The organism is Photorhabdus kayaii (genome assembly GCF_025384895.1).
Classification (GTDB): Bacteria; Pseudomonadota; Gammaproteobacteria; order Enterobacterales; family Enterobacteriaceae; genus Photorhabdus; species Photorhabdus kayaii.
In genome coordinates, this window is record NZ_JAJAFZ010000001.1 from 208,092 (window position 1) to 216,264 (window position 8,173).

The following is an 8,173-nucleotide window of genomic DNA, read 5'->3' on the forward strand; positions in this document are numbered from 1 at the left end:
TTTACTATTAACCTACAAACTGCATGATGGCGCTTTCAAGACGAACCAGACCTTCATCAATATCAGCAAATTCGATATTTAAGGCTGGCGCAAAGCGCAACACATCTGGACCCGCGATCAAAGCAATTAATCCCTCCTCTGCTGCCAAGTTAGTTAATTGCTTCGCCTTACCCTGCCAAGCCTTATCCAATTCAGCACCTAAAAGCAGCCCTTTACCTCGCAAGCAACTGAATATTTGGTAACGCTGGTTCAGTTTCGATAATTTATCCATGAAGTAATCATGACGTTGTAAAACGCCGGTGAGCAGTTCCGCTTGATTAACAATAGAAAGCACCTTATTGGCAACTGCCGCCGCCAAAGGATTACCGCCAAACGTGGTACCGTGCGTTCCAGGTTGAAAAACCGCTGCAATATGTTGTTTTGTTAACATAGCGCCGATAGGAAAACCGCCACCGAGACCTTTAGCACTGGTAAGAATATCAGGCTCGACACCATATTCCTGATAAGCATAAAGGTATCCTGTACGGCCCACCCCAGTTTGAATTTCATCAAAAATAAGCAGCGCTTGAAAACGATCACATAAGGTACGTAATTCCTGCAAGAATGTAGGATCTGCGGGAATAACACCGCCCTCACCGATAATAGGTTCGACAATAACCGCACAGGTATTTTCAGAAATATGTTCTCTGATCGCAGATAAATTATTATAAGGAAGATGCGTAATTTCTTGCGGAAGAGGAGCATAATCTTGTGAATATTTTGGCTGCCCTCCTACTGTAACGGTAAATAATGTTCTACCATGAAAAGAATCTTTAAATGAAATAATCTCATTCTTATTTTTTCCATATTTATCAGCGGCATATTTTCTGGTTAACTTTAATGCTGCTTCGTTAGCCTCCGCTCCTGAATTACAGAAAAACGCTTTATCAGCAAAAGTATTTTCCACGAGTCTTTTTGCTAATTTCAGGACAGGTTCATTGGTGTAACCATTACCTATATGCCATATTTTATCAATCTGAGAAATTAACGCATCCTTTAATTCAGGATGTGCATGCCCTAATGAATTAACGGCAATTCCACCGGCAAAATCGATATATTCTTTACCATCTTGATCCCATACTTTCGAACCTTTGGCCCGAACAGGTATGAACTTAGCAGGAGAGAAACAGGGCACCATATAGTGATCAAACCAACTTCTCTGAATATTTTCTAACATAGATCATTTCCCCTTAAAATAGAGAGTACGCGGACGAGAGAAAGTAATATGCCCAGCATCATTTTTCATCTCACACTTACACACCTTATTTAATGTATGCCGAGTAAAAGGTTTACCAAACTGAAACCTAAAAAGCCTTAAAGATAATAAGATTACAGGATCTATTTAATATTATTCTTATTAATCCCATGACTATTTCCTAAAACAGAGTTGCTCAGCCATTAGACAGATACTGTTGCCCACACTTAACAAAGTCAACACAAGTTGTACACAAAAAAAATACTTTTTGATCTCGTTCAAAATTCCAAAAAGTATTTTTATGCATTGTCTATGCACATTTAATGAATAAATAGGGAATAAACAGTGAATAAATTAAATCTACTACATATAGATGAAACGAATAAATAAATAATTATTCATTAATAACGCATGAAATTTATCTATTCAAATATAAAATAAAATTTGACCGAATTTAACTTTCAAAAACCAGAGTAAACCGATAACCAAAACAACAAAAGAAGTGAACAATTTGATGATAACTTAATATAAAATTAACTATCCAGTTAAGAAAATTGACTATACCCGTCATCTTTCAAGCTGCATCTTTGTTGGCTGCACTCGCTCACCCCGGTCACATAGTTATCTATGCTCCCGGGGATTCACTCCCTTGCCGTCGCGATGCATCTTGAAATCCATAGGGTATAATCTCATTTGATTTTCTGCAATTTTCATTGGCAAACGCTGAGCTTCATTATTAAAATTGAAATCATTATTTTTATTTATTATGTGAATCTACCAACATTAAGTATTTTTAAATATAAACTAAACGCTTGTATATTTAATTATAAAAAATTTTATTTTGGCAAATGTCATGAAAATTAGCTGCCTATTTTAAATAATAGACATGATATTAATCCAAAATGCGACCTATTCAATATTTAAAAAATCATTCAATGCGACAAATTATACAAAATATAAGATTAAGTTGAAAAACAATTTATTAGGAATTATTTTAATAGAAGGAATTAAAATAATATCGTTAACGTAAATAGAAAAAAGATCAGTACAAGTTAAAACTAATTTGATCACTGATTAAAAATACTGAATTACCTGAATCGATTAGGATATGTCACGGACAGTCAAGGATAATATGAACTTATTCCGCATCATTTATAGGGAAAGGGATAGCAAACGGCTTGAACTAAAGGCGCTAAATGCACCTTTAGTTTGTTATTATCTTATTTTAAATTATCAGTGAAAAATGATGTAATCTTGTCAAATGGAATGAATTTCGTCCGATCATATAAGTCCACATGCAATGCGCCGGAAACAATGTAAAGCTCCTTAGGCTCAGCGGCCAATTTGTAAGCATCCTCGCTGAAATAACGGGAATTAGCTTTTTCACCCGCAATGAACAGAATCGGACGGGGCGAGATTGCCTCTATTTGAGAGAACGGAAAGAAATTCATTAATGCCGGGTTACTGGTCAGAGACATTGCTGTTGTTGAGCGAGGATGGTACCCCCTCGGCGTCCGGTAGTAATCATAGAACTCGCGAGCGACAGCCGGTGACTCGGCGGTAATTTCTTCTGGAGTCCCTATAACATAGCGTTTCTGTCCACCTTCAAATTCGACGTAACGCTGCTGAACAATGTCTTCAAGTGCTTTGACCCTATCCTCTTTGGTCATTGTGTCCCACAATCCCTGACGGCGATCCCGGCCTATATCATACATACTGATAGTCACTATGGCCTTCATACGAGGATCAACAGCCGCAGCACTGAGTGCAAACCCTCCGCTCCCGCAGATACCAATGACACCAATGCGATTTCTGTCAACAAATGAGCGGGTGCCAATAAAGTCAACAGCGGCACTGAAGTCTTCCACAAAAGCTTCTGGAGAGGCAATCGAACGAGGTTCGCCGCCACTCTCGCCGTTATAGGATGCATCCCAAGCCAAAGTGACAAAACCACGCTCTACCATTGCCTGGGCGTATAAACCCGAACTCTGCTTTCTCTGCTATTACCCATGTTTACCCATGAGCAATAACGCCAGGATGGGCTGAATGCTGTGCAGCCCAGGTAAAAATGGCAGATAACGACAGTAATACCGCGCCAAAGACGAAGGGACTTTTCCAGCCCATGACATCGAACATTGCTCCACCGGAACTGGCTCCCAGCGTAATAGCCAACTGAATAGTCGCGACCATGAGGCCACCACCAGCTTCCGCATCATCCGGCAGTACGCGGCTCAACCAGAGTCCCCAAGCAACTGGTGCTGGCGTGGCGACTAATCCCCAAGTTGCCAGTAACGCCGCAACCGCCATGCCAGAACTGCCGAAAATGGTAAGGACTACCGCAACCACTGCCATCGCGAGAGGGATAGCAATCAGGTAGGCAAACAACCGTTTTTTTAATAACAATCCGATGAAGTATGTTCCAACCAAACCACTAGCACCCAACAGAAGGAGTATGAGGGATAATTCAGTAACACTGATGCCAGTAATCGTTTCCAGAAACGGTCGCAAATAGGTAAAAACAGCGAACTGACCCATGAATAACCACATAATGCCAGCCATACCCAAGGCAACCTGCGTTTTTTTCAGCAACCTGAATGGATTAACTGCTTCGCTTTTTTTACTGGCTTCCATCGCAGGAATCCCCCGCCATTGCCAGACAAATGCCAGTATGGCAAGTGGGATCACTATAAAAAAGGCACCTCGCCAGCCAATATACTGTCCCAGAAAGCTACCCAGCGGAGCTGCAATGGTCGCCGCCAGCGCATTGCCGCCGTTTATCAGAGCCAGCCCTTTCGCAACAGAATCAGGTGGAAGCAGCCTCATCACGGTCGCCGTCGCCATTGACCAGAAACCACCAATGGCGATGCCCAATAAAGCCCGTCCGACCATGAACTCCACGTTACTAGCGGCCAGTGTCACAATCATCCCGGATATTGTCAGAAGTAGCGTGAAACTCAGCAGCACTTTTTTCCGGTCGAATTTACCTGTCAGGGGAGTATTCAGCAGGCTGGTCAGCACAGCAAAAAAACCTGAAACTGAAATAGCCTGACCTACCTGCCCTTGGCTCATCTGCAAGTCCTGTGCGATTGGACTCAGCAAGCTGACGGGCATAAATTCTGACGCAATCAGTACAACAACACAGAGAGCCATGGAAAAGACCGCTCCCCATGCAGGAGGCTGGGTTGAATGCGTGTATGACCTTACATCAGTATTAACCGTTTTCATTTTTCTCCGGCATTCATCTGATAGCAGAACGGAATGACGTGTTTTATGCATCCCAAACAGCTATGGCGATAATCAAACTCATGTAGATCTTAATTGCATAATGTTTCTTTGATTAGACGTTATAATTAGCATTCTTTTATGAGAAAAATTCAACAATTGAGGTTTCAAGATGGACGATCTTCAAGCATTTTTGTTAGTGGCAGGGGAGCAAAGCTTTACAAAGGCCGCGGCAAGAATGGGCGTCACGCCATCGGCACTCAGCCACACCATTAAAGCTCTGGAAGAAAGACTCGGGGTACGTTTATTAACCCGTACAACACGTAATGTCGCACCGACAGAAGCAGGGGAAAGATTATTACATTCTATTGGTCCTCTTTTTGAGCAGATTAACGCTGAAATTGAAAGATTAGGTGAGCTTCGGGATAAGCCTGCGGGTACGATTCGGATCACTTGCTCAGACGATGCGGTACAGATGATCCTGAGGCCCATGCTTGCCAGATTTCTTGCCAGATATCCTGATATTAACGTGGAAGTCAGTATCGATTACGGTTTCACGAATATTGTCAGTGAGCGGTTTGATGCCGGAATCCGGCTTGGCGAAGCTATCAGTAAGGATATGATAGCAGTACGTCTTGGCCCGGACTGGCGCCTCTCCGTAGTTGGGACACCCGCCTATTTTGAGCAGCATCCAATTCCGCAATCTCCTCATGATCTGACAAACCACCGTTGCATTAATGTCCGTCATTCAGTTGCTGGCGGCGTTTACGCGTGGGAATTTGAAAAAGATGGCAGAAAGCTGAATATTCGGGTCAATGGTCAATTTACCTCAAATAGTACTATTCATATTTTAAATAGCGCACTGGATGGTATAGGGCTGGCTTATGTCCCTGAATATTTAACTAAACCCTACATTGCCGACGGGACACTAAAAGAAGTCTTAGCGGACTGGTGCCCATATTTTCAGGGATTTCATCTTTATTATCCCAACCGGCGACAGGCTTCGCCGGCTTTTATGGCTTTTGTGGAAGCCGTCAGATATCACGTCTAGAGTGATGAACATAATACTCTTCTGGGCGGAGACAGGAAAAGTATCAACGGTTCCCTGATAATAAAAGTAAGGCTCCATCTCCAGTGCCAGTGTCCGCGGGCGGAACGGGTTGGGTCATCTGTTGCCAGTGAATGCCGCGGATGAGCCAGTCAAACTGGGCGGGCGTCATCCCCCAGCTACGTTCGCCCTGCTTCGGCCAGACAAAATGGGCCCGGTGCAGACGGCGGGTACACAGCCAGACGCCGTGTCGGTCCCAGCGCAAGACCTTGAGGCGGGAGCGGGCCTTGTTGCAGAAGACAAAAGCGGCTTCTTCCTGCCAGCGCAAATTCAGTCCCTCAAGGTGTTGGGTCAGGGCATCAATACCCCGGCGCATGTCGACGGGCTCTCGCACCAGAAAGAGCTGTTGCGGTTTCAGCATCGGGCCAGTACCCGCATCACGTCAGGCAGCAGCGTTAATGGACAGGCGATGGCATAGCCGTCTGGGGTATGCAGGGTGACGGTGTGCGCGTCGTCAGGCTGGAGTGAAACCGGCAAGAGGGCGGGCAGTGTCTGGCTGAGAGGTTGGGGTATTTTGTTACTGTCGGCAATCCAGTCGCGGAAAGAGGAAAAACTCAGCTGATGCTGTTCACAATACTGTTTTCGGGTCAGGCCACTGTGGCGCCATTGGGTCACATGGTGTTGTTTTTGCTCCGGGGTATATCGGCTACGGCTCATGGTTCCTCACAAGGTTAAGACAAAAACCTAGCGTGCATGAACCGAATGAGAGGAGCAAGGTGAGTTCACCGGACGTTTACGATTAAGCAGCAGATGCGGGCACTGATAACCGGTTTTGTGGGTTAAGGGGAGAGCATGATATGACGATAGCGATTGAACATTTGCAGGATATTCAGTTAACCCACATTGAAGCACTGGCCTTGGCCCAACTGGTGAAGCGGCTGAACTGGGCGGAGATACGCTCTTGTGCCGTAAATGACGAGGAGGCGTATCAGATTAAGGATGCGATCTCTAAGCTTCAATCTGCTCTGGCTTACTGTGGGTATGCGCCAAGATAGATTATAAATAAGGCCGGAAGATCACAAGGATCTTTTCGGCCTTAACATCATTTAATTTGCTATTTCTTCCCAAAATTCATTTGTTCGAGAACCAACATATTTAATGATTTTTGTGGATGTTTCTTTGCCTAAAAAAATAGTTCCAACGCCTCTGATAAATAATTCAAAATTAGCTGAAACTTGTTCAAAGTCATCCATTGATGATTCACTGGTCATAACAAAAACCTCACCATTAATAGTGTTTAGTAATATGGTGTAAGGATCAGATATTGCTATAACGATAAATTCTTTAGGTCTATTTTCACCAATCCACCAATGATTAAAAGTGCCCTCACTGTTAATATTTACTATCATCTCAAGATAATCAGAACCATTACCAAATGATATGTTTCCTAATGAAAGGTTATCTAAATCATAGTCTTTTATGAATGACAGAAATTCTTTAGGGAATATGATATTCAGCTTTTTTTCTGAAATTTCAACGTCTAATAACGGTTTGTATCTTTTAGATAATTTCAGATCATCAAAATCATCGCCTAACAGTGAGAATTTCTCATCTAATTGTTCACTTATTTCTTTGATCGTTAGTAACATAAAATTCTCCTTTTTATTTTGTATGCCATATACCGCCACTGCCAACATGAGTTGAACTCGGGACAGGTATTGCGTAACGCCCAAAATCAACATGATGGTGAATTAATGTTTCACCTTTGTAATTCACATGTTCTGGGAACGCTTTAATCCATTGATTATCTATTTTAGGTGATAATCCTAACTCTTTTATTCGGTACATATTACTTTTACTCAAAGAATCTGGTTGTAAATTATTCCATTGTTGCCAGAATTCTTTATTGTTTCTGATACCACCATTAGCAGTCATTTTGCCACTAGTGAAAGTACTTGTGTCTATTGAATACTTGGGGTCAGGTCTATTTGGGATTCTTGGATCTACCCTTGTTTGATAAGGATTGTCACCCCTTGAAATTTCTTTTATTCCAGGGCAACTAGTAAGACCAAGGGGGTCTTAGGGACTGTCCCGACACGACCCTACTTTTTGGCCGGGATTTTTTCTTTAATAACAACCTGTTAAAGAGCTACTTCGCCTCACTGCACTCACCCGCGCGAACCCAAAACCCAGAGGTGCACTTTGCCGATTTTAGCTCACTTTTTCCCCGATGTCATAATCGGGTTTCGGCCCGCTTTTTCTGCCAGAACCGGGTTTTATCGATAACCCGTGGCGGCGGGGCAGCTTGCCTGCGCCGCTGACGCGGGTTGGCCGGGCGCGGGCTGGCGAAGCCCGCTTATCGACGGATTTCAGCGGAGAGCCCCCGCTCGCGGGGGCGGACGGGGCGGAGATGGCGAGTACGGAGACGAGCAAGGAGCCCGCGACTGCGAGCCGGACGCAGCCAGTGCAGCAGGGTTGGGCGGGGGTAATAAACCGCGGCCAGCTCGCTGGCCTGCTTTCAGGGGGGTTGACCTTAACAGGCGGACCGACAACGGTTTAAGGCGGATTTTCGCCCCGGAGCCGCCACGGACGGCGGCGACTGCGGCGGCCGGTTTTGGCACCGCGACTGACAGCAGCGGGCGCAGCCCGGTGCGCCTCTGGGGCTGAGA

General features: G+C 44.3%; 9 protein-coding genes. 2 read left to right on the plus strand and 7 right to left on the minus strand.

Annotated elements, in window-relative coordinates:
* Positions 1–7 precede the first annotated feature (7 nt).
* The 3 genes from astC to LGZ98_RS01110 all read right to left on the minus strand — a co-directional run bounded on the left by astC (position 8) and on the right by LGZ98_RS01110 (position 4,459).
* Positions 8–1,216 carry an aspartate aminotransferase family protein gene (gene astC, locus LGZ98_RS01100; RefSeq protein WP_113044157.1) on the minus strand — a complete coding sequence of 403 codons (1,209 nt, stop codon included), beginning with the start codon at positions 1,214–1,216 and terminating at the stop codon, positions 8–10.
* A gap of 1,238 nt (positions 1,217–2,454) precedes the next feature.
* On the minus strand, positions 2,455–3,198 hold the full coding sequence (locus LGZ98_RS01105) for an alpha/beta hydrolase (protein WP_113044158.1): 744 nt from the start codon (positions 3,196–3,198) through the stop codon (positions 2,455–2,457).
* A gap of 49 nt (positions 3,199–3,247) precedes the next feature.
* Complete coding sequence (locus LGZ98_RS01110; protein ID WP_262977585.1) at positions 3,248–4,459, minus strand: MFS transporter; 1,212 nt, start codon at positions 4,457–4,459, stop codon at positions 3,248–3,250.
* Positions 4,460–4,628: 169 nt separating this feature from the next.
* On the opposite strand from LGZ98_RS01110, the gene LGZ98_RS01115 reads away from it, so the two are divergent.
* Positions 4,629–5,507: a LysR family transcriptional regulator gene (locus LGZ98_RS01115; protein ID WP_113044160.1), complete on the plus strand. Its 879-nt coding sequence runs from the start codon at positions 4,629–4,631 to the stop codon at positions 5,505–5,507.
* A 43-nt stretch (positions 5,508–5,550) separates the two neighbouring features.
* On the opposite strand, the gene tnpB is transcribed toward LGZ98_RS01115, so the two are convergent.
* The gene (tnpB, locus tag LGZ98_RS01120; RefSeq protein WP_228902616.1) at positions 5,551–5,925 is read right to left on the minus strand and encodes an IS66 family insertion sequence element accessory protein TnpB; all 375 of its coding nucleotides are present in this window, start codon (positions 5,923–5,925) and stop codon (positions 5,551–5,553) included.
* Positions 5,919–6,221: an IS66 family insertion sequence element accessory protein TnpA gene (gene tnpA / locus LGZ98_RS01125; protein WP_228902615.1), complete on the minus strand. Its 303-nt coding sequence runs from the start codon at positions 6,219–6,221 to the stop codon at positions 5,919–5,921. Before tnpA ends, tnpB begins: the two co-directional genes overlap by 7 nt.
* A gap of 140 nt (positions 6,222–6,361) precedes the next feature.
* Here tnpA and LGZ98_RS01130 point away from each other — a divergent pair, with 140 nt between their 5' ends.
* Positions 6,362–6,559, plus strand: coding sequence for a DUF7706 family protein (locus tag LGZ98_RS01130; protein ID WP_228902614.1), 198 nt, complete (start codon positions 6,362–6,364; stop codon positions 6,557–6,559).
* 51 nt (positions 6,560–6,610) lie between these two features.
* On the opposite strand, the gene LGZ98_RS01135 is transcribed toward LGZ98_RS01130, so the two are convergent.
* A complete protein-coding gene (locus LGZ98_RS01135) occupies positions 6,611–7,153 on the minus strand; it encodes an SMI1/KNR4 family protein (RefSeq protein ID WP_228902613.1) in 543 nt (180 codons plus the stop codon).
* Between the two features lie 13 nt (positions 7,154–7,166).
* Positions 7,167–7,439, minus strand: coding sequence for a hydrolase (locus LGZ98_RS01140; protein WP_228902612.1), 273 nt, complete (start codon positions 7,437–7,439; stop codon positions 7,167–7,169).
* Between the last annotated feature and the right edge of the window lie 734 nt (positions 7,440–8,173).

Excerpts from the sequence above, each read along its gene's own strand:
- astC (WP_113044157.1), bottom strand. The coding sequence starts at position 1,216 with ATGTTAGAAAATATTCAGAGAAGTTGGTTTGATCACTATATGGTGCCC.
- LGZ98_RS01105 (WP_113044158.1), bottom strand. The coding sequence starts at position 3,198 with ATGGTAGAGCGTGGTTTTGTCACTTTGGCTTGGGATGCATCCTATAAC.
- LGZ98_RS01110 (WP_262977585.1), bottom strand. The coding sequence starts at position 4,459 with ATGAAAACGGTTAATACTGATGTAAGGTCATACACGCATTCAACCCAG.
- LGZ98_RS01115 (WP_113044160.1), top strand. The coding sequence starts at position 4,629 with ATGGACGATCTTCAAGCATTTTTGTTAGTGGCAGGGGAGCAAAGCTTT.
- tnpB (WP_228902616.1), bottom strand. The coding sequence starts at position 5,925 with ATGCTGAAACCGCAACAGCTCTTTCTGGTGCGAGAGCCCGTCGACATG.
- tnpA (WP_228902615.1), bottom strand. The coding sequence starts at position 6,221 with ATGAGCCGTAGCCGATATACCCCGGAGCAAAAACAACACCATGTGACC.
- LGZ98_RS01130 (WP_228902614.1), top strand. The coding sequence starts at position 6,362 with ATGACGATAGCGATTGAACATTTGCAGGATATTCAGTTAACCCACATT.
- LGZ98_RS01135 (WP_228902613.1), bottom strand. The coding sequence starts at position 7,153 with ATGTTACTAACGATCAAAGAAATAAGTGAACAATTAGATGAGAAATTC.
- LGZ98_RS01140 (WP_228902612.1), bottom strand. The coding sequence starts at position 7,439 with ATGACTGCTAATGGTGGTATCAGAAACAATAAAGAATTCTGGCAACAA.